24 protein-coding genes and 1 pseudogene are annotated in these 24,388 nt (G+C 53.3%); 13 read left to right on the forward strand and 12 right to left on the reverse strand.

Annotation, left to right across the window (positions count from 1 at the left end):
• The gene (locus HMY34_RS00650) at nt 1-1,365 is read right to left on the reverse strand and encodes a sigma-54-dependent transcriptional regulator (protein ID WP_202717246.1); all 1,365 of its coding nucleotides are present in this window, start codon (nt 1,363-1,365) and stop codon (nt 1-3) included.
• On the reverse strand, nt 1,362-2,828 hold the full coding sequence (locus HMY34_RS00655; RefSeq protein ID WP_202717247.1) for a sensor histidine kinase: 1,467 nt from the start codon (nt 2,826-2,828) through the stop codon (nt 1,362-1,364). Before HMY34_RS00655 ends, HMY34_RS00650 begins: the two co-directional genes overlap by 4 nt.
• Before the next feature lie 125 nt (nt 2,829-2,953).
• Here HMY34_RS00655 and HMY34_RS00660 point away from each other — a divergent pair, with 125 nt between their 5' ends.
• Nucleotides 2,954-3,589: a carbonic anhydrase gene (locus HMY34_RS00660; protein ID WP_202717248.1), complete on the forward strand. Its 636-nt coding sequence runs from the start codon at nt 2,954-2,956 to the stop codon at nt 3,587-3,589.
• Nucleotides 3,590-3,633: 44 nt separating this feature from the next.
• Here HMY34_RS00660 and HMY34_RS00665 read toward each other — a convergent pair whose 3' ends face one another.
• On the reverse strand, nt 3,634-4,278 hold the full coding sequence (locus tag HMY34_RS00665) for a metal-independent carbonic anhydrase family protein (protein WP_202717249.1): 645 nt from the start codon (nt 4,276-4,278) through the stop codon (nt 3,634-3,636).
• 351 nt (nt 4,279-4,629) lie between these two features.
• On the opposite strand from HMY34_RS00665, the gene HMY34_RS00670 reads away from it, so the two are divergent.
• From HMY34_RS00670 to HMY34_RS00680, 3 genes are all read left to right on the forward strand, one after another.
• A complete protein-coding gene (locus HMY34_RS00670) occupies nt 4,630-4,836 on the forward strand; it encodes a hypothetical protein (protein ID WP_202717250.1) in 207 nt (68 codons plus the stop codon).
• 5 nt (nt 4,837-4,841) lie between these two features.
• Nucleotides 4,842-6,620, forward strand: a complete 1,779-nt coding sequence (locus HMY34_RS00675; RefSeq protein WP_202717251.1) for a SulP family inorganic anion transporter — start codon at nt 4,842-4,844, stop codon at nt 6,618-6,620.
• 172 nt (nt 6,621-6,792) lie between these two features.
• Nucleotides 6,793-8,538, forward strand: coding sequence for a SulP family inorganic anion transporter (locus HMY34_RS00680; protein WP_202717252.1), 1,746 nt, complete (start codon nt 6,793-6,795; stop codon nt 8,536-8,538).
• On the opposite strand, the gene recD is transcribed toward HMY34_RS00680, so the two are convergent.
• The 3 genes from recD to HMY34_RS20310 form a co-directional block, all read right to left on the reverse strand.
• Nucleotides 8,535-10,079, reverse strand: a complete 1,545-nt coding sequence (recD, locus tag HMY34_RS00685) for an exodeoxyribonuclease V subunit alpha (protein ID WP_202717253.1) — start codon at nt 10,077-10,079, stop codon at nt 8,535-8,537. The genes HMY34_RS00680 and recD overlap by 4 nt on opposite strands.
• Nucleotides 10,079-10,984 carry a UTP--glucose-1-phosphate uridylyltransferase GalU gene (gene galU / locus HMY34_RS00690; RefSeq protein ID WP_202717254.1) on the reverse strand — a complete coding sequence of 302 codons (906 nt, stop codon included), beginning with the start codon at nt 10,982-10,984 and terminating at the stop codon, nt 10,079-10,081. The genes recD and galU overlap by 1 nt, the downstream gene beginning before the upstream one ends.
• 79 nt (nt 10,985-11,063) lie before the next feature.
• Entirely contained in the window at nt 11,064-11,189 is a 126-nt protein-coding gene (locus HMY34_RS20310; protein ID WP_266096942.1) for a hypothetical protein, read from the reverse strand.
• Nucleotides 11,190-11,202: 13 nt separating this feature from the next.
• Here HMY34_RS20310 and HMY34_RS00695 point away from each other — a divergent pair, with 13 nt between their 5' ends.
• From HMY34_RS00695 to HMY34_RS00720, 6 genes are all read left to right on the forward strand, one after another.
• Nucleotides 11,203-11,922 (forward strand): GntR family transcriptional regulator, encoded by a 720-nt coding sequence (locus HMY34_RS00695; RefSeq protein ID WP_202717255.1) that lies wholly within the window; start codon nt 11,203-11,205, stop codon nt 11,920-11,922.
• The gene (gene prpB / locus HMY34_RS00700; RefSeq protein ID WP_202717256.1) at nt 11,870-12,766 is read left to right on the forward strand and encodes a methylisocitrate lyase; all 897 of its coding nucleotides are present in this window, start codon (nt 11,870-11,872) and stop codon (nt 12,764-12,766) included. Before HMY34_RS00695 ends, prpB begins: the two co-directional genes overlap by 53 nt.
• Nucleotides 12,767-12,777: 11 nt before the next feature.
• Nucleotides 12,778-13,926, forward strand: a complete 1,149-nt coding sequence (gene prpC, locus HMY34_RS00705) for a bifunctional 2-methylcitrate synthase/citrate synthase (protein ID WP_202717257.1) — start codon at nt 12,778-12,780, stop codon at nt 13,924-13,926.
• Between the two features lie 119 nt (nt 13,927-14,045).
• Nucleotides 14,046-16,649: a Fe/S-dependent 2-methylisocitrate dehydratase AcnD gene (gene acnD / locus HMY34_RS00710; RefSeq protein WP_202717258.1), complete on the forward strand. Its 2,604-nt coding sequence runs from the start codon at nt 14,046-14,048 to the stop codon at nt 16,647-16,649.
• On the forward strand, nt 16,649-17,827 hold the full coding sequence (prpF, locus tag HMY34_RS00715) for a 2-methylaconitate cis-trans isomerase PrpF (protein WP_202717259.1): 1,179 nt from the start codon (nt 16,649-16,651) through the stop codon (nt 17,825-17,827). The genes acnD and prpF overlap by 1 nt, the downstream gene beginning before the upstream one ends.
• Nucleotides 17,828-17,966: 139 nt before the next feature.
• Nucleotides 17,967-19,856, forward strand: coding sequence for a propionyl-CoA synthetase (locus HMY34_RS00720; RefSeq protein WP_202717260.1), 1,890 nt, complete (start codon nt 17,967-17,969; stop codon nt 19,854-19,856).
• A 264-nt stretch (nt 19,857-20,120) separates the two neighbouring features.
• Here the strand turns inward: HMY34_RS00720 and HMY34_RS00725 are convergent, their stop codons facing one another.
• Entirely contained in the window at nt 20,121-20,561 is a 441-nt protein-coding gene (locus tag HMY34_RS00725) for a PIN domain-containing protein (RefSeq protein WP_228287943.1), read from the reverse strand.
• A 191-nt stretch (nt 20,562-20,752) separates the two neighbouring features.
• Between HMY34_RS00725 and HMY34_RS00730 the strand changes: the two genes are divergently transcribed.
• Complete coding sequence (locus HMY34_RS00730) at nt 20,753-21,400, forward strand: type I restriction-modification system subunit M N-terminal domain-containing protein (protein WP_202717262.1); 648 nt, start codon at nt 20,753-20,755, stop codon at nt 21,398-21,400.
• Nucleotides 21,401-21,466: 66 nt separating this feature from the next.
• Here the strand turns inward: HMY34_RS00730 and HMY34_RS00735 are convergent, their stop codons facing one another.
• The 4 genes from HMY34_RS00735 to HMY34_RS20085 all read right to left on the reverse strand — a co-directional run bounded on the left by HMY34_RS00735 (nt 21,467) and on the right by HMY34_RS20085 (nt 22,769).
• Nucleotides 21,467-21,784: an HVO_A0114 family putative DNA-binding protein gene (locus tag HMY34_RS00735; protein WP_202717263.1), complete on the reverse strand. Its 318-nt coding sequence runs from the start codon at nt 21,782-21,784 to the stop codon at nt 21,467-21,469.
• A gap of 39 nt (nt 21,785-21,823) precedes the next feature.
• The gene (locus tag HMY34_RS00740) at nt 21,824-22,165 is read right to left on the reverse strand and encodes a DUF5615 family PIN-like protein (RefSeq protein ID WP_202717264.1); all 342 of its coding nucleotides are present in this window, start codon (nt 22,163-22,165) and stop codon (nt 21,824-21,826) included.
• A 3-nt stretch (nt 22,166-22,168) separates the two neighbouring features.
• A complete protein-coding gene (locus HMY34_RS00745; RefSeq protein WP_202717265.1) occupies nt 22,169-22,417 on the reverse strand; it encodes a DUF433 domain-containing protein in 249 nt (82 codons plus the stop codon).
• A 187-nt stretch (nt 22,418-22,604) separates the two neighbouring features.
• Entirely contained in the window at nt 22,605-22,769 is a 165-nt protein-coding gene (locus HMY34_RS20085) for a hypothetical protein (protein ID WP_228288068.1), read from the reverse strand.
• Between HMY34_RS20085 and HMY34_RS20090 the strand changes: the two are divergent.
• Nucleotides 22,707-22,844: pseudogene (locus HMY34_RS20090) on the forward strand (hypothetical protein); the annotation flags it as partial. The gene HMY34_RS20085 and the pseudogene HMY34_RS20090 sit on opposite strands and share 63 nt — an antisense overlap.
• A gap of 68 nt (nt 22,845-22,912) precedes the next feature.
• Nucleotides 22,913-23,230, forward strand: a complete 318-nt coding sequence (locus HMY34_RS20095; RefSeq protein WP_228288069.1) for a hypothetical protein — start codon at nt 22,913-22,915, stop codon at nt 23,228-23,230.
• Here the strand turns inward: HMY34_RS20095 and HMY34_RS00755 are convergent.
• Entirely contained in the window at nt 23,205-24,383 is a 1,179-nt protein-coding gene (locus tag HMY34_RS00755; RefSeq protein ID WP_202717267.1) for an RNA-guided endonuclease InsQ/TnpB family protein, read from the reverse strand. The genes HMY34_RS20095 and HMY34_RS00755 overlap by 26 nt on opposite strands.
• Nucleotides 24,384-24,388: the final 5 nt, after the last annotated feature.

A 24,388-nucleotide genomic window follows, 5' to 3' on the forward strand; every position in this document is an offset into this window, starting at 1 on the left:
TTACTCTTCACCGTCGACCAAACCGTATTTTTTCAACTTACGCCACAACGACACGCGGTCAATCCCCAGAATCTGCGCCGCCTTGGTGCGGTTGCCATCACAATGTTCCAGCACGTAGCGGATGTATTCCTCTTCGCGCTGTACCAGCGACGGCAATTCCGTCGGGGCTTCCGGCAAAGCATGAATCGCTTGCGCCGCCAAAGCCGCAGGCAATTCTGCCAGCGTCAATTCATTGCCACGTGCCAATGCCACGCCGCGCTCAATCAGGTTTTCCAGCTCGCGTACATTGCCGGGGTAGTGATACCCCAACAGCACCGACATGGCCGCCGGAGCAATATTTTCCACCTCGCGCCCCATGCGCAGCGCGTGTTTGCGCAAGAAAAAGAACGCCAGCAAGGGAATATCGTCGCGCCGTTCCACCAAGCACGGCAAATGCAGCCCCACCACGTCCAGCCGGAAATACAAATCCTGCCGGAAACGCCCCGCTGCCACTTCCGTGCGTAAATCGCGGTGCGTTGCAGTAATCAAACGCACATCCACTGGCACGGCGGTTTGCGCCCCCAAGCGTTGCACTTCGCGCTCCTGCACCACGCGCAGCAATTTCACCTGCATTGCCAGCGACATTTCGCCGATTTCATCCAGAAATAACGTGCCGCCGTTAGCGGCTTCGATCAAACCCGCCCGCGCTTCACCCGCGCCGGTATACGCGCCTTTTTCATGCCCGAACAATTCATTCGCCAGCAAATCTTCCTGCAATGCGCCGCAATTCACCCCGACGAAGGCGCCTTGGCTGCGACGGCTGTGCTGATGCAGGTAACGCGCCAGCAATTCCTTGCCCGTGCCGCTTTGCCCGTTGATCAGCAAGGTAGTATCGGTTGCCGCCACCTGTTGTGCCGTATCGAGCAAGCGCAACATCGCGGGATTTTGCGTCACCAATCCGGCATGGGTATGCAAACCGTTACTCACCTGCGCCCGCAAGCGGCGGTTTTCGCGCTTGAGCTGCACCAGTTGCAGCGCGTTTGCCACAATGCTACGCACTTCATCCAAACGGAACGGTTTGGCAACGTAGTGAAACGCGCCCGCTTTCATCGCTTCCACCGCCGAATCCAGCGTGCCGTGTGCGGTAATTAACACCACTGCCATGTCAGGGTCGGTTTCCAGCGCACGTTTAAGAATCGCCATGCCATCCACCCGCTCCATGCGCAAATCGGTCAGAATCAGCTCGAACGTTTGGGTTTGCAAGGCTTCCAAACCGCCTGTGCCGCTTTCGCGGGTGGTCACTTCGTAACCGTTTTTGCGCAAGGCATACGCCAGATTGCGTACTGCAATGGGTTCGTCGTCGATGATTAAAATGCGTTCTTTCACGGATAATGTCCTCCACATGGCAAGCGTAGCACCACCCGCGTGCCTTGCCCCGGCTGGCTGGCAATAGCGATGCAACCGTCATGTTCCTGAATAATTTCCTGCACAATATACAGCCCCAGCCCCATGCCCTGACCGGGAGCGCGAGTGGTGTAAAACGGCTCAAACACCCGTGGCAATACTGCCGCCGGAATCCCCGCGCCATTGTCTTCAATGCTGATTTCGATCATGGGTTGGCGTTGGCGCACCTGACAACCAAGTTCCCCTACCACCGTGGCATTCGGTGGTAACGGCGTACCCGACAAGCTGCACCCCTGAGCGCGAATATGCAGCGTCAAATTCGTGCCGCTTTCCGCCGCATTGCGCAACAGGTTGATGAACACTTGCTGCAAACGTTGCGTATCAGCGGGCAAGGTTAAATCTACCGGCACATGGTTTTCGACCGTCGCTCCGGCTGTGCGCAAATGCCCGCGCAATAACAACAGGGTGCGTTCCAGCAAGTCGGCAAGGTTGACGGTTTCCAGATGCGGCTCTTGCCTGCGCCCGAAATCTTGTAGCGCATCAACAATGCGGCGGGCGCGTTCGGTTTCGCTGTCGATGGTGTGCGCCCATTCGCGCAAGGTGTCTGGCTCGGCACTGTCGAGTTCTTCCAGCAACAATTGGCTGGACGAGGAAATATTGGACAACGGATTATTGAGTTCATGCGCCACACCAGAGACCAACACCCCCAACGCTGCGAGTTTTTCGGACTGAATCAGGCGACGGCGGCGGGCTTCAAGTTCGTCCAATAAACGGTTAAAGGCTTCGCGCAAACTGACCATTTCGGTGCTGCGGGCGCGGACATCCAGCCGCTCGAAATGCCCTTCCGCAATCGGGGTTAAATCTGCCATCAGACGTTTCATCGGGGTAATCACCGAACGATCCAGCAACCAGGCAATCAGCACCAGTAGCGCGGACAAAATTCCCACCCCCAATACTTGCGCCCATTTCGCATCCGCAATGGCAGTGTTTAACAAGCTGCGTTCTTGCAGGGTGAGTGATTCCGCCAATTGCGAAGCCAAATGGCCTTGTGCACGGATGCTGCTTTCCAGCGTGCTATCAGCGGGCAAACGTTGCAAATGGTTAGCTAATAACTGGCGGTAGGTTTGTAAAATCGTCTGCAATTGCGAAATTTGCATGACATTACCCACTTCTGCGAGTGTCTGCGGGGAAGTCTGCAAGGTTTGCAGGGCGGTCGCCGCAAAGGTATCCGCTGCCTGGCCCGCACTCACATCTTGGTAGAGGAACAGATTTTTTTCCTCACGACGCATGTCCTGTATCGCGGTTTCCAACGTGGTGATGGTAATACCCTGCTCAACTTGACGTTCCAGAAACAGCAAATCCAGAAACGCCAAGGCAGCCACCCCGACCACCAAGACAGCGAGGGAGGAGAATGCGAAAGTAATTTTACGGTGAATACTGATCATGGCACTATTTCAATCTGAAACGGGGTGTTGCATTGTGTAACATGAAAGACTTCTGTCACGCAATCCTTTGAAAACCGGATGCGTACTCTTTACCATCAAACATTCGTGTTTTAGGAAGAACAATCATGCCAAATAAACAAAGCAACTTGAGCGGGGCGGAAGCACTCGCCCGTTTACAAGAAGGTAATCAACGTTTTGCCAACAATGTACGCAGTCTGGATACTTTATTGAGCCATACGCAACGCGCCAGCCTGACCGAGGGGCAAAACCCGTTTGCGATTATTCTGGGCTGTTCGGATTCGCGGGTTCCGGCGGAATTGGTATTCGACCAAGGTTTCGGCTCGCTGTTTGTGATTCGGGTCGCGGGGAATATTGTCGCGCCTTCACAAATAGGCAGCGTGGAATTCGCCGCCACCCAATACAACACGCGGCTGGTGGTGGTGCTAGGGCATACGCAATGTGGGGCAGTTCATGCCACCATCGAGGAATTGCGCCACAACCTGAAAAGCCCGTCCCACAATCAGCGTTCTATCGTGGAACGTATTGCCCCCGCCGTTGCCACCTTAATGGAAACGCCGTTGCGCGATGATCCCGAAGCCCTGATGAAACACGCAGTACGTGCCAATATTCGTGCTGCCACCAGTCATTTGCGCCACGGTTCGGAGATTCTGGAAAACCTGATTGCGAATGAAGGTTTGCTGGTGGTGAGCGCGGAATATTCGTTGGAGACAGGGAAAGTCGAGTTTTTTGACGTGCCGTAACGTGTGGGAAACGTGGTTTTGCACCCTGTTTCCCACCGCTGCTGTTAATGTTCGGGGTGGTAAGGCAATGACGAGTGGTGCAGGAAGATTTTCAGATGTCCATCCGCTTTGTCACGCTTGTAACCAAAGGTATATTCGACCTTGGTTTCCTTGCCGGTGGCGGCATCGGTGAAGTAATAATTGCCCATCGCTTCTGCGGTGTCTTGGTTGATCGCAATCGCATCGTTTTCAAAACGTACTTTTGACCAAGGTTGCAGGGCAAAGCCGTGGTCTTCGGTTTCTTTGCCTTTCACGAAATACGACAGGGCTTCATCCTTGGTTTCACGGAATTGGTCTTCAGCCGCTTTGGTGGGCTTGAACAATACTGTGCCATCACTAAACGTGTACAGTTGGTCGAGGAGTTTGCTGGTTATCGCCTGATAATCGCCTTTTTCCTGATAGGTTTTGCCAATCGTAACAATGCCATCACCCCATGCTTGTTGTGCGGCTTGCACATCCTGCTCAGTAATCGGGGCAACCACAGGCGCAGGCGTTACAACGGGTGCTATTGGGGCAAGTGGTGCAGTCGGTGCGACTGGCGCGGTGGGAGCAGTCAATGAAGTACTTGATTCCGCCAGCGCCACATTACCCGCCACAAAACTTATGCCACTCAGTAAGCACATTGCCCATAAACCTTGTTTCATCATCATGCAAATTCTCCTCATTCGGTAAAAATATAGCCACTTCAATTGCGCCGCCATACTATCAATAAAAATAGGGGTATACAGCCTGCCCGAAAGGAAGAGCCGTACCGTTTCAGACTGAAACCAAGCGTTTCACTATGCAACACCAATGACCTTTCACGGAATAATCTTTAAATACAATAACTTATAAGAATTCATTAAAAATTCGTTGCAAACTGTAACAGCAGACACCTCGGCATCACACAACAGCTTTGATTTTTATCTTTAAATAACAGCCAGTTAACCACCATTCAAATGCTGGCACGCTCTTTGCTATAGAACAAGCAAATACTGTTCTTAACCAAGGAAACCATTCTCATGAACCATTTATCTGCTGCACTGAAAACCATCCTGAACGGGCTGGCGATGCAATACGAAGGCGAATTGCTGACGACACAAGAGAAAAAAGCCAACCTGCAACGGGTATTGACGCAAATTGAACGCGAAAAACAAGCCGCGCCAGCCACTGCCCACACTGCAACCACTACTCCAAGCATCCCTAATATGGCCTTCCACGCCAAGTGAGCATCATGAGCGTTCAAGCACTTCCTTCTTACTGGACATGGCTAATGCCATTCCTCAACTGGTTGCCTAAAATCAATGGGCGTGACCTGCGGGCTGATTTCATTGCCGGTTTAACTGGGGCTGTCGTGGTGCTGCCGCAAGGCGTGGCCTTCGCCACCATCGCGGGGATGCCGCCGCAATACGGTTTATACGCAGGCATGATTCCCGCGATTGTTGCCGCGCTGTTTGGTTCGTCACGGCATTTGGTGTCAGGGCCGACCACGGCGGCTTCGGTGGTGTTGTTTTCGGCACTTTCCATCCACGCTGTGCCGGGTAGCCCGGATTATGTCACTCTGGCCTTGACCCTGACGTTCATGGTGGGGGTGTTTGAACTGGTGCTGGGACTAGCGCGAATGGGTGCGTTGGTGAATTTCATTTCGCACGCCGTCGTGGTCGGCTTCACTGCTGGGGCAGCTATTTTGATTGCAGCCAAGCAATTGAAGTATTTTTTCGGGGTGGACATGGATAACGGCGGGAATTTGACCGAACTATTATTCCGTTTTACCCAGCATCTCGACGGCATTAACGCCTATGCGGTATTGATTGCTGTCGTCACCTTACTCAGTGGCATAGCGACTAAACGCTGGTTGAAACGCGTGCCTTACATGGTGGTGGCTATTCTCGTTGGTAGCTTGCTCAGTGTCGGCTTAAATGCGTGGTTGGGCACAGATATTACGCATATCGCGACGGTTGGTGCATTGCCGGATTCTTTCCCGCCGCTGTCCGCGCCCGTGTTGACGCTGGAAAATATTAAAATGCTGGCTCCTGCTGCCTTGGCAGTCACGCTGTTTGCCTTGACCGAAGCGGTGTCTATTGGGCGGGCAATGGCGGCACGCGGTGGCTATAACATCAACGGCAATCAGGAATTTATTGGGCAAGGCTTGTCCAATCTGGCGGGGTCATTTTTCTCAGGCTACGTTTCGACCGGCTCGTTTAACCGCACAGGTGTCAACTACGAATCCGGTGCGAAAACCCCGATGGCGGCAGTATTTGCAGGATTATTGCTGATATTCGTGGTAGTGCTGGTTGCGCCTTACGCTGCGTATTTGCCCAAAGCAGCGATGGCGGGCGTGTTGTTCTTAGTCGCGTGGGGCTTGATCGACTGGCATGAAATCCGCGAGATTATCAGCTTCTCGAAACGCGAAACGGTGGTGTTAGCTGTCACGTTCTTTAGTGCGCTGTTCCTTGATTTGGAATTTGCGATTTTCCTCGGCGTGATGCTGTCCTTGGTGTTGTATCTGGAAAAAGTCTCCAAGCCGCGCATCCTGACCCGCACGCCCGACAAGAATTTGCCTAACCATGCCTTTTCCACTAACCCGGATTTACCCCAATGCCAGCAATTGCGCTTCGTGGGTGTTGAAGGCTCGCTATTCTTCGGCTCGGTAAATCACATGGAGGAAAAGTTCGGTAAAATCCGCGCAGAACACCCGCAGCAAAAACACCTTGCGGTGATTTGCGAAGGCATCAACTTTGCCGATTTGCAGGGCAGCCACGCACTGTACAAAGAAGCCAAACAACGGCAAGCAGATGGCGGCAATTTGTACCTGATCAATGTCAAGGAAGGTTTGTGGGATGCGTTAGAAGCCTGCGAATGTTTCGACAAGGAAGGTTCACGCAATGTGTTCCAGTCCAAGTCAGCCGCGATCCACGCGATTTACCAAAAGCTGGATAAAAGCCTGTGTGAAGGTTGTACCGCACGTTTGTTCAAAGAATGTTCGAGTACGGCTGCACACACCAAGCCATAACGTTGGCATCAAGCACTGTTTCAGTTTGCAACACATGAGTTGCAGACTGAAACAGGAGGCAGTATTTAACACAACTTCGCCGCATTAATGATTTCACGCAATTAATCAGCACCCACTAATGTTGTAATATGCCTCGCTAGTACGGGTATTAAGCATTAATAGAGCGATAAGCATGAAACAATTTTTCCTCCCCTTTCTCGCTTGGCTGGGCTTAGTCAACCGCGAATCACTGAAAGCTGATTTCTTTGCGGGCTTAACCGGCGCAGTCGTGGTGCTGCCACAAGGCGTGGCGTTTGCGGCGATTGCAGGCTTGCCGCCGGAATACGGTTTGTACACGGCAATGGTCACGCCGATTATTGCGGGCTTGTTTGGCTCATCCTTGCATCTGGTATCCGGCCCCACCACTGCGATTTCTTTGGTGGTATTTTCCACCATCAGCCGTTATGCCGAGCCGGGGTCGGCGCAATTTATCCAAATGGTGCTAACGCTGACCTTCCTCGCCGGGGTTTACCAGTTGGTGTTCGGCTTGATGCGCTTGGGCATGTTGGTGAACTTTGTATCGCATACCGTGGTGATCGGTTTTACGGCTGGGGCAGCGATTTTGATTGCCACCAGCCAAATCAAATACGTGACGGGCATCCCCATTCCCAAAGGCGAATCGTTCCTGCATACGTGGGTGGATGTGGGGGTCGGTATCGGCTCAACCAATTTCTATATTTTGATGATTGCCGCTTTCACCATGCTGTCAGCGTTAATGCTGAAACGTTATCTGCCCAAAATGCCGCACCTGTTATTTGGCATGGTCATGGGCAGTCTTGCCAGCATCGCCATTGGTGGTGCGGCACACGGTCTTACTTACGTGGGTGAAATCAAAGGGCAATTGCCACCCTTATCGCTACCTGATTTTTCTTTTGCCTCGTTGAAACAACTTGCGTCGGGCGCATTCGCGGTCGCCTTGCTGGGGCTGATTGAGGCGGTGTCGATTGCCCGCTCGATTGCCACCAAATCGCAGCAACGTCTCGATGGCAATCAGGAATTCGTTGGACAAGGTTTGTCGAATATTGCGGGCAGTTTTTTCTCCAGCTACGCAGGTTCTGGCTCATTTACCCGTTCCGGCATTAACTATTCTGCCGGGGCAAGAACCCCGTTGTCGGCGGTATTTGCAGCGATTTTGCTGGCAATCATCGTGTTGCTGGTTGCACCCTTAGCGGCGTATTTACCCGTCGCAGCAATGGGCGGCATCATTATGTTGGTAGCCTACAACCTGATCGACTTTCACCATATCAAGCACATTTTGCACAGCAGCAAAACCGAAACGTCGATCCTTGCCACCACGTTTTTCGCCACACTGTTCATGGAACTGGAATTCGCTATTTACATGGGTGTGTTGCTGTCGCTGATTATTTTCCTGATGCGCACGTCGATGCCCAACATTGTGGATTTAGCCCCGAACCCTGCCGAACCCCGCCACAAGTTTGCCGAAGTCACCGAATACGGGCTGAAAGAATGCCCACAATTGAAATTGGTGCGGGTGGATATGTCGATCTACTTCGGTTCACTCGACAAAGTGCAACGCGAACTCGCTTGTATTGCCGAACGCCAACACATTAAGCATGTCCTGATCGTGGGGGAAAGCATCAACTTCATCGACCTTGCCGGGGCAGAAATGCTGATTCAAGAAGCCAAACGCCTCAAATCCCTTGGCGGCGGCTTGTATTTGCAAGGCGCGAAAAACAAAGTCTACGATTTTATGGATAGGATTGATTTTGTGGAAGATTTTGGCGCAGGCAATGTGTTTTCCAGCAAAGAAGCGGCTCTGCAATCCTTGACCAAACGCTTGGATCACAGCATTTGCGCAACCTGCGACAAACGCATTTTCCGCGAATGTGCGAAGTTACCGGGCGCGAAAACGGTTTAAGCCTGCAAGCGTTCCTGCAATTGTGATGACGGTGGCGTTACCGTGCGTAACGCCTTCCCCAACATAGCACGGCTGGCGAGGATGTGAATCCCCTGCTTCGCCCGCGTCACTGCCGTATACAATAATTCGCGCCCTAGCAATGGCAAATCGTCTGCTTCCGGCAAAATCAACAAGACCCGCGTAAATTCCGAGCCTTGGCTTTTATGGATGGTCATCGCCCACGCCGTTTCATGCGCAGGCAAGCGAATCGGCGCAACCGCCCGGTATTCCCCAGCCGCTCCCGCCGGAAACCACACGCGCAATTCCCCCGCCTCATTCGGCAAGGCAATGCCAATATCGCCATTAAACAAATTCTGGCGGTAATCGTTTTGCGTCACCATCACCGGTCTGCCAACGTACCAAGGGCGTTGCGCCCGTTCATGCGCAGGCAGCAGCCGTTGCATCACGCCATCCACCCACGGATTCAGCCCTTCAACACCCAGCCGCCCTTGCCGCAACGGTGTGAGGATGCGCAACGCATTAAACGTATTGAAAATAGCCGACAACTCACCCGCTTTCACGGCTGCCACATACGCCTGCCAACCTTCACGCACCCATTCCGCATTCAAGCCCGTCGAGGATTCATCCAAGCTCACCTCAGGAAAAGCAGGTGATGCCAACACCTCCAGCAAACGCGCGGCATCATCCGCCCGAATCGCTTGCGCAAGCTGCCCAATCCCATCGGTGTCGGTAAAACGGTAACTGGTTTGCAACAACAACATCTGCTTTGCCAAAGCATGACCGCTGCATAAATCGCGGAAAATCGACCCTGTTTCCACCGATGCCAATTGATCTTTATCGCCCAGCAACATCAGCTTGGCGTGAGGCGGCACGGCTTCAAACAAATGCGTCATCATGGAAATGTCGATCATCGACGCTTCATCGACAATCACCACATCGGCAGGCAACGGATTGTGGGCGTGATGGCGAAACCCTACCCGATTCGGCATAAAGCCCAGCAAGCGGTGCAAGGTGCTGGCTTGCTCCGGCATGGGGCAAGTAATGTTCTCACGTTGACGTGTGTCGCGAATGGATTCCTGCATCCGCATCGCCGCCTTACCCGTCGGTGCTGCCAGCAGAATGCGCGTGGGTGAAATACCACCCGCTATCAACTCAACCAGTTTTCCCGTCACTTGGGTGGTTTTCCCCGTGCCGGGGCCACCGGAAATAATCAGTAAAGTATCGTCACGCATCCGCGCTTGGATACACGTTGCCAAGCGTTGTTCATACGACCAGTAACGGTACAACCATGCGTGGGTATCGCTGAGAATGAGCGGTTTATAATCCCCCTCGCGCCCCACCACGGCAGATGCTTGCAATGCTTCCATATCCACCGCAGGCGCATCCGCTAACGGCACAGCAATCACGCCCTCACGGGTACGCGCACTCACATGCCGTACCAATGCCGTTAACCCACGCGGACTTGCGCCCCCCTCCAGCCGTTTCAGCAAGCGGGCAAGCTGTTCATCAAGCGGATGAAGGGGATGTGCAATCTCTGGCATTACAGCGTTTTCACATACTCTTTCAAGAACGCATTGAAGCGGTCGCCGATTTCACCGTGACGCGACGCGTATTCAATATTCGCCATCATGTAACCCATTTTCGAGCCGCAATCGTGGCTCTTGCCGGTAATGTGGAACGCGTTGACTTGGTATTCGCGCATCAGCAAACCGATGGTATCCGTGAGCTGGATTTCGTCACCCGCACCCAACGGCGTGCGCTTCAGCCGATCCCACGTATGCGGTGCTAACACGTAACGCCCGACCACGGCAAGGTTAGACGGCGCTTCATTGACGGGAGGTTTTTCCACAATCGCCGTCATTGCCACGGATTCGCCTGCTGCCAAGCTCTGCCCGTTAATATCCACCACGCCGTAAGATGACACTTTCTGCATCGGCACAGGTTCAACCATGATCTGGCTGTAGCCAGTTTCATCGTACAAATCCAGCATTGCCGCCAGATTGTCTGTTTTCAGGTCGCTCGCCGCATCGTCAATAATCACATCCGGCAGCACCACCGCGAATGGCTCATTTCCCACAATCGGGTAAGCGCACATAATCGCATGACCCAAACCTTTCGCTTGCCCTTGGCGGACGTGCATAATGGTCACGTCACGCGGGCAAATCGAACGCACTTCATCCAACAACTGGCGCTTGACGCGCTTTTCCAGCATGGTTTCCAGCTCAAAACTGGTATCAAAATGGTTTTCGATGGAGTTTTTACTGGAATGGGTCACGAGGACGATTTCCTTGATGCCCGCCGCCACGCATTCATTCACTACGTATTGGATCAAGGGTTTGTCAACAATCGGCAGCATTTCTTTCGGGATCGCTTTGGTGGCGGGCAACATGCGCGTACCCAGACCAGCAACCGGAATGACAGCCTTGCGGACTTTATGTTTATTCATGAACAAGGTTTCCTTTGAAATCTATCAGTAAGACGACCAGCGCCATTTTATCACTGTTCCGAGGGTGTTATGTCAAAACTTACCGCTTGACGGTCATTTCCTCATCAACCACCACAGCACCCGCTGTTTTGTCTACAATAGTAAATAAAAACTTCACTTTTTCGCCTATAATGTTATTATTTGCAAAAAGATTGTCAACAATCATCGAGAATAGCACCATGTTAGCACTACACACACCGGAAGGGACACTGGCAGATGTGGCTTCAACGCGTTTGACGCAAGCCATTATCACGGGTGAACTCATCCAAGGACAAAAACTGAACGAAGCCGATTTGGCAGAACGCTATGGCATCGGGCGCGGCCCTTTGCGCGAAGCCTTACGCCAACTCGAAGGAATGCGCTTAGTTAAACGCATTCCACATGCAGGCGCACGCGTTGTGACGCTCGACCGCGACATGATGGCGGATTTGTACGCCGTGCGTGAAGCCCTCGAAGGCATGGCGTGCCGCACCGCTGCGTTACGCATGACGGATGCAGAAATTGACACACTGCGGCTATTGCTCGAAAAACACGCCGAGCAAATTGAAGCCACCGATGGACAAATTTATGTCCAAAGCGAAGGCGATTTCGACTTTCATTACCAGATCGCGCTGGGTAGCCGTAACCAGATGTTGATCGACCTGCTAGCAGGCGAGTTGTACCAATTGTTGCGCATGTGCCGTTACCGCACCAGCCGACTTTCCGCGCGCATTCGCCCTGCTTTGCAACAGCACCGCCACATCGTCGATGCGCTCACTGCGCGTGACGGCGAATTGGCGGAAATTCTCATGCGTCGCCATATCAGCGGCGCATGGAAAAGTATTAGTCAAATGATGGATGAGGAACATGACAGCAAAACAATCACTTACTCCCGGTCAAAAACTGCGTCAAGCCGTTAAAGACAATGCTCCCCTGCAAGTCGTCGGGGCAGTCACTGCCAACAGTGCCATCATTGCGGAAAAGGTTGGGCACAAAGCCCTGTACCTGTCCGGCGGTGGTGTCGCTGCTTCCTCATTAGGCATTCCCGACCTTGGCATTACCACCCTGCACGACGTGCTGGAAGATGCCAAACGCATCACCGCCGTTACCTCCACACCGCTGCTGGTTGACATTGATACTGGCTGGGGCGGCACATTCAACATTGCCCGCGCCACTCGCGAAATGATCCAAGCGGGCGTTGCCGGTTTCCACATCGAAGACCAAGTAATGCAAAAGCGTTGCGGTCATCGCCCTAACAAAGCGATTGTTTCGCTGCAAGAAATGGTCGATCGGGTGAAATCCGCCGTGGATGCGCGTACCGATGCCAGCTTCGTGATCATGGCACGTACCGATGCACTCGCGGTGGAAGGGATGCAATCCGCTATCGACCGCGCGATGGCTTGCGTGGAAGCCGGTGCAGACATGATCTTCCCCGAAGCCATGAACAAGCTGGAACAGTACGCAGAATTCACCAGTGTCATTAAAGTACCCGTACTGGCGAATATCACCGAATTCGGCGCAACCCCGCTGTACACCACGGCTGAACTGTCTGCGGTTGGCGTGCAACTGGTGCTGTACCCACTGAGCGCCTTCCGCGCCATGTGCAAAGCGGCTGAAAACGTTTACACCCACCTGCTGCAAGACGGTTCGCAACAGAACGTGATCGACACCATGCAAACCCGTATGGAACTGTACGACACCATCGGCTACCACGCTTTCGAGCAGAAACTGGATCAATTGTTTGCCGAGAAAGGCGCAGAGTAAGAGGAGTACCCATGTCAGAACAAACATTACCTAAGCCTAAAAAATCCGTCGCCCTCTCCGGCACGGCTGCTGGCAATACCGCTATCTGTACCGTAGGCCGCACAGGTAACGACCTGCACTACCGTGGCTACGACATTCTCGACTTCGCCGAACAGGCCGAGTTTGAAGAAATTGCCCACCTGATCGTGCATGGCAAACTACCGAATGCATCTGAGCTGAAAGCGTACAAGCGCAAGCTGAAATCGCTGCGCGGCCTGCCGATGCCCGTCAAGCAAGCACTCGAAGCCCTGCCACCCTCCACCCACCCGATGGATGTGATGCGCACCGGCTGTTCCGTGCTCGGTGCCTGTATGCCGGAAAAGGAGGACATGCCAGCCGCAGATGCCCGCAATATCATCGACCGCATGATTGCCAGCTTCGGTTCCATGCTGCTGTACTGGTATCACTACGCCATCAACGGCAAGGTGATTGAAGTGGAAACCGATGATGAAACCGTCGGCGGGCATTTCCTGCACTTGCTGCACGGTGAAACGCCGAGTGAGTCGTGGGTACGTGCCATGCACACCTCGCTAATCCTGTATGCCGAACACGAATTCAACGCCTCCACCTTCGCCGCACGGGTGATTGCGGGCACGAATTCCGATATGTATTCCGCTGTTACCGGCGCAATCGGCGCATTGCGTGGCCCGAAACACGGTGGAGCCAACGAAGCCGCTTACCGTATCCAGACCCGCTACAACAATGCCGATGAAGCCGAAGCCGACATCCGCGCACGGGTTGCCCGCAAGGAAATCGTCATCGGTTTCGGGCATCCGGTGTACACCATTGCCGACCCGCGTAACGTGGTCATCAAGCGCGTTGCCAAGCAGTTGGCAGAAGAAAACGGCGACATGAAGATGTACGACATCGCCGACCGTCTGGAAAGTACCATGTGGGAACTGAAGAAAATGTTCCCGAATCTGGACTGGTTCTCGGCGGTGTCCTACGGACAAATGGGCGTGCCGACCGATATGTTCACGCCGATTTTCGTCATTTCCCGCGTGACCGGCTGGGGTGCGCACGTGATTGAGCAGCGTGAAGACGGCAAGATCATTCGCCCTAGCGCGAATTACGTGGGGCCAGAAAATCTGGTATTTGCGCCGTTGGCAGAGCGTGGGTAAGGGAATCATCACGATCAAGAGGGCGACCAGCCGGTCGCCCCTACGACGATCATTCCCTGTAGGGGCGACCGGCTGGTCGCCCTCTTAAATACACGTTCTCAAGAGGAAATCAGGACATTATGAATACTCAATACCGTAAACAGCTACCCGGCACACAACTGGACTACTTCGATACACGCGCAGCGATCGAAGCCATCCAGCCCGGCAGCTATGAAACATTGCCGTATACCTCACGTGTATTGGCCGAACAACTGGTACGCCGTTGCGAATCAGACATGCTGACTGACTCGCTCAAGCAATTGATTGAAGGCAAACAGGATCTGGATTTCCCTTGGTATCCCGCCCGCGTCGTCTGCCACGACATCCTCGGTCAAACCGCACTGGTAGACCTTGCAGGCTTGCGTGACGCGATTGCTGACCAAGGCGGCGATCCTGCAAAAGTAAACCCTGTCGTGCCAACGCAATTAATCGTCGACCACTCACTGGCAGTCGAATGCGGCGGTTTCGACCCCGATGCATTCGCCAAAAACCGCGCCATCGAAGACCGTCGTAACGAAGACCGTTTCCACTTCATCGAATGGACGAAGACCGCGTTCAAAAACGTGGACGTAATCCCCGCAGGCAATGGCATCATGCACCAGATCAACTTGGAGAAAATGTCTCCGGTGATTCAAGCGCGTGAAGGTGTTGCCTTCCCTGACACCTGCGTAGGCACCGACTCGCACACCCCACACGTTGATGCACTCGGCGTTATCGCCATCGGTGTCGGCGGTTTGGAAGCTGAAACCGTCATGCTGGGTCTGCCCTCCATGATGCGTCTGCCAGACATTATCGGCGTGAAACTGACCGGCAAACGTCAACCCGGTATCACCGCCACCGACATCGTGCTGGCGATCACCGAATTCCTGCGCAAAGAACGTGTGGTATCCGCTTGGCTGGAATTCTTCGGCGAAGGCGCGAAAAACCTCACCATCGGCGACCGTGCCACCATTTCCAATATGACGCCGGAATTCGGCGCGTCGGCGGGCATGTTCTACATCGACGAACAAACCATCGACTACCTGAAACTGACTGGGCGTGAACCGGAGCAAGTCGCACTGGTTGAAAACTACGCCAAGACCACAGGGCTGTGGGCAGACGCACTGGTGAACGCAAAATACCCGCGTGTACTGGAATTCGACCTATCTAGCGTAGTGCGCAATATGGCAGGCCCTTCCAACCCACACCGCCGTTTGCCAACGTCTGACTTGGCTGAACGTGGTATTGCGGTGAATCTGGCAGCAGCACAAGCCGAAGAAGCAGAAGGCAAAATGCCGGATGGCGCGGTAATCATTGCCGCGATTACGTCTTGCACCAATACCTCCAACCCACGCAATGTGGTTGCCGCCGCTTTGCTGGCACGCAACGCCAACAAGCTGGGTCTGGTACGCAAACCGTGGGTGAAAACCTCGTTCGCGCCGGGTTCTAAAGTTGCCGAGCTGTACCTGAAAGAAGCGGGTTTGCTGACTGAACTGGAACAACTCGGTTTCGGTATCGTCGGCTTTGCTTGCACTACCTGTAACGGTATGTCGGGCGCACTCGACCCGGTTATCCAGCAAGAAATCATCGACCGAGACCTGTACGCGACCGCTGTATTGTCGGGCAACCGTAACTTTGACGGGCGTATCCACCCGTATGCCAAACAAGCGTTCCTCGCGTCCCCGCCGCTTGTGGTGGCTTACGCAATTGCCGGAACAATCCGTTTCGACATCGAAAAAGATGTGTTGGGTACTGACAAAGATGGCAACCCGATCACGCTGAAAGACATCTGGCCTGCTGACGAAGAAATCGACGCAATCGTTGCCGCTTCCGTTAAACCGGAACAGTTCAAGCAAATCTATATTCCGATGTTTGATTTGGGCGTGATCGAACAGGCGAAAAGCCCGCTGTATGACTGGCGTCCCATGTCCACCTACATCCGCCGCCCGCCGTATTGGGAAGGCGCATTGGCAGGTGAGCGCACCCTGAAAGGGATGCTGCCGCTGGCTGTATTGCCCGACAATATCACCACTGACCACTTGTCGCCTTCCAACGCGATCATGATGAACAGTGCGGCGGGTGAATACCTCCACAAAATGGGCTTGCCGGAAGAAGACTTCAACTCTTACGCAACTCACCGTGGCGACCACCTGACGGCACAACGTGCTACTTTCGCCAACCCCAAGCTGATTAATGAAATGGCCGTGGTGGATGGTCAGGTCAAACAAGGTTCCCTCGCACGGGTTGAGCCAGAAGGTCAAGTCATGCGCATGTGGGAAGCGATCGAAACCTACATGGAACGCAAACAACCGCTGATAATTGTGGCGGGCGCGGACTACGGTCAAGGTTCAAGCCGTGACTGGGCTGCCAAGGGCGTGCGGTTGGCAGGTGTCGAAGCCATCGTGGCGGAAGGCTTCGAGCGCATCCACCGTACCAATCTGGTCGGTATGGGCGTGCTGCCGCTGGAGTTCAAGGCTGGCGAAACGCGCAAGACTTACGCCATCGACGGCACCGAAAGCTATGACGTGGAAGGTGAGATTTCCCCGCGTGCAACGCTAACCGTGGTAATGCATCGCAGAAACGGCGAAACCGTGCGGATTCCTGTCACGTGCCGTCTGGATACTGCTGCCGAAGTGCGCGTGTACAACGCGGGTGGTGTGTTGCAACGCTTTGCGCAGGACTTCCTCGAAGGAGCGGCAGCGTAATGTCCCATGTCCCTCAAATCAAAATCCCCGCTACGTATATGCGTGGCGGCACATCCAAGGGTGTGTTTTTCAACCTGACCGACTTGCCGGAAGTGGCACAAGTACCGGGCGCAGCGCGTGACGCAATCCTATTGCGCGTCATTGGTAGCCCCGACCCTTACGGCAAGCAAACCGATGGCATGGGCGGCGCTACTTCCAGCACCAGTAAAACCGTGATTCTGGCGAAAAGCGAGCAACCCGACCACGACGTGGATTACCTGTTTGGGCAGGTTGCCATCGACAAGGCGTTCGTGGACTGGAGCGGTAACTGCGGCAATTTAACCGCTGCGGTTGGCTCTTTCGCCATCAATAACGGCTTGGTGGATGCCGAACGCTTACCGCAAAACGGCATTGCCGTGGTACGCATCTGGCAGAAAAACATCCAGAAAACCATTATTGCCAACGTTCCCATGACCAATGGCGAAGTGCAGGAAACCGGCGATTTCGAGCTGGATGGCGTGACCTTCCCGGCGGCAGAAGTACAGGTGGAATTCATCAGCCCGGTGGATGCGACTGACGCGATGTTCCCCACTGGCAATCTGGTGGATGAGCTGGACGTGCCGGGTGTGGGTACGTTCCAAGCCACCATGATCAATGCCGGAATCCCGACCGTATTTTTGAATGCGGCGGACATTGGTTACACCGGTTGTGAATTGCAAGATGCCATTAACGGCGATGCCAAAGCGCTGGCGATGTTTGAAACCATCCGCGCTTACGGTGCGGTAAAAATGGGTTTGATTACGGATGTCGCGGAAGCGGCAGGTCGTCAGCACACGCCTAAAGTCGCGTTTGTTGGCAAGCCCGAAGCTTATGTTTCATCCAGTGGCAAACAGATCAACGCAACCGACATTGATTTGAACGTTCGCGCTTTGTCGATGGGCAAATTGCACCACGCGATGATGGGTACGGCTGCTGTTGCTATTGGTACAGCCGCTGCGATTCCCGGCACCTTGGTCAACCTCGCCGCTGGCGGTGGTGATCGCAGTGTCGTGACCTTCGGACACCCTTCCGGCACGTTGAAAGTTGGCGCAGCCGCTAGCGTAACCAACGGCGATTGGAAAGTGGAAAAAGTGGTGATGAGCCGCAGTGCGCGGGTGTTGATGGAAGGCTGGGTACGCATTCCCGGTGATTGTTTTTAAATTTTAGAAGAAACCCCTCACCCCCTAGCCCCCTCTCCCTCAAGGGGCGAGGGGGAACAAGAAAAAAGCCTCTTAGCCCCTCTCCCCTTGAGGGAGAGGGGTTGGGGTGAGGGGTTTCTTCATACGGAGGAGAGAAAAGATGAGTTACCAAGCAGAATACGACCGCTCGATGAACGACCCAGAAGGTTTCTGGAAAGAGAAAGCCGACAAACTGAAGTGGTTCAAAGCCCCTGAGAAAATCCTGTCGCAAGACGAACACGGCATTTTCCATTGGTTTGCCGATGGCGAAATGAATACCGCGTACATGGCGTTGGATTACCACGTTGAAAACGGACGTGGCGATCAAGTCGCGATCATTTATGACTCGCCTGTTACCGACACCAAGAAAACCTACACCTACACCGAATTGCGCGATGCAGTCGCTAAAGCGGCGGGTATGTTGGCAGGCTTGGGCGTGGAAAAAGGCGACCGCGTAATCATTTACATGCCAATGATCCCTGAAGCGGTCATCAGCATGTTGGCAACCGCACGTTTGGGCGCAATCCATTCCGTGGTGTTTGGTGGGTTTGCTGCGCCTGAATTGGCACAGCGGATCGAAGACGCGCAACCGAAGGTGATGATTTCTGCCTCTTGCGGGATCGAAATCAAGCGCGTGATTGAGTACAAACCGTTACTCGACAAAGCGATTGATTTGTCGGCACACAAGCCGCAAAGCTGCATCATTTTCCAACGTCCGCAAGCCACTTCCCCGCTGATTGCAGGGCGTGACTACGAGTGGGATGCGTTGATGGCAACGGCGACTCCGGCGGATTGCGTTCCGGTGAAAGGCACTGACCCGCTGTACATTCTTTATACCTCCGGCACAACCGGTAAGCCTAAGGGCGTGGTGCGTGAGAATGGCGGTCATGCAGTCGCACTGAACTACAGTATGCAGGCGATTTACAATATGAATCCCGGCGATGTGTTCTGGGCTGCGTCTGACGTGGGCTGGGTGGTGGGTCACTCGTATATTGTGTACGCGCCATTGCTGCGTGGTTGCACCACGATTGTGTACGAAGGCAAGCCGGTGATGACACCGGATGCGGGTGCATTCTGGCGCATTACTGAAGAGTACGGCGTGAAAGGTTTGTTCTCAGCCCCGACCGCCTTCCGCGCCATCAAGAAAGATGACCCGAATGCGGAGCTGATCAAGCAATACAACATCGACAGTTTGCTGACCATCTTCTCGGCGGGCGAACGCCTTGACCCACCGACGCAAGAGTGGATGATGGAAAAAACCGGCAAGCCCGTGATTGACCATTGGTGGCAAACCGAAACGGGTTGGGGCATTACCGCCAACCTGCAAGGTGTTGAGCCAATGCCGGTTAAGCTGGGTTCTTCCACCATGCCGACCCCCGGTTTCAACGTGCAGATTCTGGACGAAAACGGGCAGGTATTGGGCAGAAATGAACAAGGCTTTATTGCACTGAAACTGCCATTACCACCGAGCTGTTTGGCGACGATTTGGGGCGATGTGGAGAAGTTCAAATCCAGCTATCTGCAAACCTTTGATGGTTATTATGCCAGCGGTGACGGCGGTTACATCGACGAAGACGGCTATGTATTCGTCATGGGGCGCGTGGATGACGTGATGAACGTGGCGGGGCATCGTCTGTCTACCGGCGAGATGGAAGAAGTCGTGGGCGGGCATCCGTCTGTTGCCGAGTGCGCGGTTATTGCACGCGATGATGACCTGAAAGGGCAAGTGCCAATGGGTCTGGTCGTGCTGAAAACGGGTGCGGACATCGACGAGGAAACCTTGTCGAAGGAGCTGACCCAGATGATCCGCAGCAGCATTGGTGCGATTGCTTGCTACAAAGAAACCCACATCGTCAAACGTTTGCCGAAAACCCGTTCGGGCAAAACCTTGCGTAAGAGCTTGCGGCAGATGGTGAATGGGCAGCCGTATGTGGTGCCTTCCACCATTGATGACGTGACGATTATGCCGGAGATTGAGGCGTTGTTGCGTGAGAAGGGTGTGATCGGGTAGGAAGACCCTCACCCCCTAGCCCCCTCTCCCGCCAAGCGGCAGAGGGGGACAGCGTTTTTCAGCGAGCGTTTCGCTGCTCTTGGATTCCAGCCATAATGTCTTCGAGACTTAGGCTATCAACCCACTGCTTTCTTTCCTGCGTATAGTCCCCGTGGCCTAAGCTGAACTGATTCAGAAACTTGAAAGCATCAACCACCCCTAGCTGTTGAAATAGGATATGGGTGGCTTTTTGGTTAATTTCAGCAATGGTGTGCGTATTTAAATTCATCGTGCGACCTCAGTAATCAGTTCCAGTGGCGATGTAACTTTTGTATTACCGCTATTAGCAACTTTGGCTTTTTTCAAAAAATTGTCATCCGTAGTGCAGAAATAATCAACACCTGCACTGATGGCAGAAGCCAAATGCAACGCATCCATAGGTTTGATTCCTTGTGTCATGAAGACACGGGCAGATTGCTGAATTTCATCATTAACAGTAATTTGCTGGCAGGTAAGGCGTAACATTTCTTCAATGCGACTTTTTCGATTGGCATCAGAAATTCGCGAAATTTCGAAATCCAGTGCCTCAGATCCGGCGAGCTTCAAGTACTGTTTTTCAACCAAACCCAATATTGTCAAAATCGCTTCAGCCTCGACATTGATACGCGGTTGAGTACGGTCATCCAATGGTCGCTGCAAGCAACAGGTGTCCAAGTAAATAAGCATTATCTGCCAACTCTGCTGATTTCAAAAATATAGACTGTAACATTTGATTACACGCGAAGCATCTGATAAAGGCAAGAACAAGAACTATTCAGAGAGCAGCGAGACACGTTCAATGAGCGTAGCCGAAGGGAACACGCTATAATTCGCACCCTCTCTTCATTTCGGCACAGGCCAACAAGGATGCTTACCCTATGATCACGGGCGAACTCAAATCCAAAATCGACAAAATCTGGGACACGATGTGGTCGGACGGTATTTCCAACCCGCTGGTGGTGATTGAACAGCTTACCTATCTGCTGTTTATCAAGCGGTTGGATGAGTTGCACACCCTCAAGGAAAAACAGGCAAACCGTACCCACAAGCCGCTGGAAAATCCGATTTTCAGTGAGGAACAAGCCGCGTTGCGCTGGTCGCGTTTCAAAGACATGAATGCTGATGTGATGTTCGCCAACGTGCGCGATCAGGTGTTTCCTTTCATCAAAACGCTGGGGCAGAACACGGCGGATGCGGAAGCCACGCAAAACACTTACAGCCAACACATGAAGGATGCGATGTTCACGATGCCGTCGCCGCGTGTGTTGTCGAACGTGGTGGATCAGCTTGATAGCATTGATATGAGTGATGCGGATACCAAGGGTGATTTGTACGAATACATGTTGGGCAAGATTGCCAGTGCGGGGCAAAACGGGCAGTTCCGCACGCCGCGCCATATTATCAAGCTGATGGTGGATATGACCGCGCCTACTCCACAAGATGCGATTTGTGACCCGGCGTGTGGGACGGCGGGGAGCGAAGAGATACCGCCGTTTCTTGTTCCTCCCCTGATAAGCGGAGGTTAGGTGGGGTTTCTTCAGGCAGGTCAATCACGCCGCCTGTTTCAGATTCAGCTTGATGTCCAGATCGTCTCAAGGTACATACACCAGATCACTGTCATCTTTTTCAATCAGACTGATTTCCTGCATGGCTTTTACGTCCGTATGCGTATTTTTATAGTCACGCTTGAGAATTTCGGAAAGCTTTTTGATGCTGATATGCCCGTGTTTGCGCAATACTGTCACCAATTCCCAACGTTTGGGGGTGAGGAATGACAAAAAGCCCGTCATGGATTCAAACGTCAGACGGTTCAAAGGAACAGCGGCTGCACCACTTTCCCAAACGTTAATCACATCGGCAAAGTCATCGTCCATATCACCGATACTAATGATTAATGTGTTATCACTCATATTGTCGTACCTGCTGAATATCAATGCCGCTAAGAATCGTTACCCCAGCCCCTCTACCCTGTCGTTATAAACCTGAACCAGTTTATAAGTCTCGCTCAACAGACACACCTGATCCCATAACTGGCTAAGATGCTGATGAAACTCACGCATTTTCATATTGCCCGTCCTGATATGGATGATTCGGGGCGGTGGGTCATTCAGCAAGATAAGATCTGAGAAATCAGCATCTTTGGTAACAATCACCAAATTATGTTGTTTGGCGTATTCCCATATTTCACTGTCTTTCATTTCATCATCAATGTTGACAACGTGTTCGTACTCTTCACCCGCCCACAGTGAGAAATAACGGGGTAGATTCACGTCAATAAGGTACTTTTTCATCACTCAGGCAATCTTTCGCAGGGTATAACGCTGATCCATCAAGCGGCTGGCAAACGCAAGGCACGCGGGAATATCATCAGCTTCCAAGGATGGATGCTGACGCAAAATCTCGCTGACGCTTTCTCCAGCACCCAAATAGTCCAATATGGTATGTACCGTAATCCGTTTGCCACGGATGGTTGGCTTGCCATTGCACACATCAGGGTCAATACTCACCCTGCCGTAAAGGTAACGAACGTTTTCCAGTGTCATACTTCGTACTCCTGCTATCTGATACCAAGATTGTAACACAAGCGAAGATAACGCAATGTTCCCTTCGACTCCGCTCAGGGAACGAAAGTGGCACGACCCGTTGGCTGAGCGTAGCCGAAGCCAACACACACCGAAGCCAAGCTCAATCTTTCATCTAGGCGAATAAGTGGTATTATCTGCCCATCATTCATTTTGCTTGCTGTAATAGGGCTATCACATGAGCAACTTCGCCTTTCTGCCGAATCAGTTTCAGGAACTCAAACATGCAGCCCAAAAAGCCGAAAGCCACATCCACGGCGACCCACGCGCCGCCTGTTTCCATGCGCGTTTCGCCCTCGAAGCTGCTGTGCATTGGCTGTACCGCTACGACAACACCCTGCGGATGCCCTACGACCACTCGCTCAATAGCCTGTTACACGAGCCGGATTTTCAAAACCTCATTCCGCAGCAACTCTTCCATAAAGCCAAAGCCATCCAACGCATTGGCACCAAGCCGTGCATAGCCCCGCGCCCGTGCGCCAACTCGACGCGCTGCAAATGGTCAAAGAGTTGCACCATATCGCCTACTGGCTTACCCGCAACTACACGCGCCCCCTGCCCCCGGCCATTGACTGGGATGATGCACTCGTCCCGCGCCCCCTTTCCCCCGACGCAGTTGTGCCACGCAAGCAACTCGAAGCACTGGAAAAACAGCTTGCCACCGAAAGTGAAAAAGCCCTCAAACAACAGCAAGCCGCCGATGCACTCAATCAAGAGCTGCAAACCGTTCCTTTAAACTTATACAAACTTAACCAAGGTCAAGTTTGCGGTTAAATTCCTGCTTCATTGGGGCTGGTTTCGCCTTCGGCTTACGCCCAAGACCAGCGCCTTCCCCTCCACAGGCAGACACCGTGGAACTCACGGCGTGGTTGCTGAGCGTAGCCGAAACATACTCTTGCAAATTCTTGGCAGCATTTACGTCACGGTCATGAACTGCGCCACACACGGGGCAAGTCCATTCGCGTACCGACAGCGGTAGCTTGTCCACTTTATGCCCACAGCCAGGGACAGAACAAGTCTTGCTGGAAGCAAAAAACCGATCAGCCACCACGACCACCGCCCCACGCATTCCCGCCTTGTATTCCAGTTGCCGTCGGAACTCGAAGAATCCCATGTCACTGATAGCACGGGATAAACGGCGATTTTTCACCATGCCCGACACGTTCAAGTCTTCAATGCCGATGGTGTGAAAACGGCGGGTTAAATCCGTAGTGAGTTGGTGCAAATTGTCTTGGCGGATATTGGCGATACGTGCGTGAAGTTTTGCCAGTTTTTGTTTTGCCTTGTGGCGGTTGGCACTGCCATTGACTTTGCGTGACAAGCTGAGCGAGAGCCGTTTTAGGTGCGAAAGCAAGGCTTTATGCGGCTTCGCACCAACTACTTTTTCCCCCGTTGACAGCGTGGCCAGTGCGGATACGCCCAAATCCACACCCACTGCGCCTTGGTTTTCAGGAGGCGGGAGATGGTTTTGATTCGTATCCACGGTGATGCTGGCGAACCACTGGTCAGCGGTGCGGGAAATCGTGGCAGAAAGAATTTTGCCGAAAAAGCGTAACGTTTCCCGCATCCGTACTAACCCAAGGTTGGGAATGCGGATGCGGCAAGCGTCGATAGCAAACTGATCGTTGGTGAGGGTGAAGCTGTCGCGGCTTTTGCCTTTCTTTTTGAACTGCGGGTAGCTGGCGCGTCCGGCAAAAAAGTTCTTGAAGGCTGCACCGAGTTGGATAATCGCCATTTGTGGGGCGTTTTTGGTGACTTCGAGCATCCACGGGAATTGTTCGCGTTTGATGGCGTTCAATTGGCGACGCAAACTCATTTGGTTGGGTTTGGGCTGGGTGTTGTCTTCTTTCCATGCCGCGTACTGGGTTTGCCATTCCGCTAACGCCCAGTTGTAAGCAAACCGTGCTGTACCTGCGGCTTTCGCCAAGTACG

It is taken from the genome of Thiothrix subterranea, from assembly GCF_016772315.1.
GTDB lineage: Bacteria > Pseudomonadota > Gammaproteobacteria > Thiotrichales > Thiotrichaceae > Thiothrix > Thiothrix subterranea.